Source organism: Nocardia sp. NPDC059229, assembly GCF_042754165.1.
In the GTDB taxonomy this organism is placed as follows: Bacteria; Actinomycetota; Actinomycetes; order Mycobacteriales; family Mycobacteriaceae; genus Nocardia.
In genome coordinates this window covers 1-1460 of sequence record NZ_JBHZAK010000073.1, presented here as the reverse complement: position 1 = coordinate 1460, position 1460 = coordinate 1, and the positions used below count along the sequence as shown (strand labels likewise).

Genomic DNA, 1460 nt, shown 5'->3' with positions numbered 1-1460 from the left:
GATCGCCGATCAGGGGGCCGCTCGCGGAGTCTGCCCGTTTACGCCTTGCCGGCGCGGATGGATTCGAACACGTTGGGGTCCACCAGGGTTGAGGTGTCGCCCAGTTCGCGGCCCTCGGCCACGTCGCGCAGCAGGCGGCGCATGATCTTGCCCGAGCGCGTCTTCGGCAGTTCCGGCACCACGTGGATCTCGCGCGGGCGGGCGATGGGGGAGATCTCGCGGGAGACCTCGGCCTCGAGTTCGGTGATCAGGTCCGCGCCGGTGTCGGTGGCCTCGGCGGTGAGGATCACGAACGCCACGATGCCCTGGCCGGTGGTCTCGTCGGACGCGCCGACGACCGCCGCCTCCGCGACGCCGGAGTGGCCCACCAGCGCGGACTCCACCTCGGCGGTCGAGATGCGGTGGCCGGACACGTTCATGACGTCGTCGACGCGGCCGAGCACCCACAGGTCCCCGTCGGTGTCGAGCTTGGCGCCGTCACCGGCGAAGTACCAGCCCTTCTCGGCGTAGCGCGACCAGTAGGTGTCCTTGTACCGCTCGTTGTCGCCCCAGATGCCGCGCAGCATGGACGGCCACGGCTGGTCGAGCACCAGGTACCCGTTGGCCTCGGTCTCGCCGAGGGAGACCGGATTGCCTTCCTCGTCGACGACTTTCGCGGAGATGCCCGGCAGCGGGGTCATGGCCGCGCCCGGCTTGGCCGCGGCGATGCCCGGCAGCGGCGAGATCATGATGGCGCCGGTCTCGGTCTGCCACCAGGTGTCCACGATGGGAGTCTTGTTGCCGCCCACCACATCCCGGTACCAGCGCCAGGCCTCGGGGTTGATCGGCTCGCCCACCGAACCCAGCAGCCGCAGGCTGGACAGGTCGTGCGAATCCGGAATCTCGCGACCCCACTTCATGAACGTGCGCACCAGCGTCGGCGCCGTGTAATAGATGGTGACGCCGTACTTTTCGATGATCTGCCAGTGCCGGTGCTCGTCGGGGAAGTTCGGGGTGCCCTCGTAGACGACCTCGGTGGCGCCGTTGGCCAGCGGGCCGTACACGATGTAGCTGTGCCCGGTCACCCAGCCGATGTCGGCGGTGCACCAGTACACGTCGCGACCGGGCTTGTGGTCGAACACGTGGTGGTGGGTGTAGGCGGCCTGGGTCAGGTAGCCGCCGCAGGTGTGCAGGATGCCCTTGGGCTTTCCGGTGGTGCCGGAGGTGTAGAGGATGAACAGCGGGTGCTCGGCGTCGAAGGCCTGCGCCTCGTGTTCGGGGGAGCCGAGCGCGACGGTCTCGTCCCACCACAGGTCGCGGCCGGAGGTCATCGGGGTCTCGATGCCGGTGCGGCGCACCACGAGTACGTGCTCGACGGTCGAATCACCCTCGGCCAGAGCCTCGTCCACGGCCGCCTTGAGCGGGGCCGGCTTACCGCGCCGCCACTGGCCGTCGGTGGTGACGACCAGCTTGGCCGCGGC

General features: G+C 69.5%; 1 protein-coding gene. It reads right to left on the bottom strand.

Annotated elements, in window-relative coordinates; all coding sequences use genetic code 11:
• Nucleotides 1-38: 38 nt before the first annotated feature.
• Nucleotides 39-1460: acetate--CoA ligase (acs, locus tag ACFXHE_RS44115; RefSeq protein ID WP_379391769.1), on the bottom strand; the 1422-nt coding region annotated here is incomplete at its 5' end.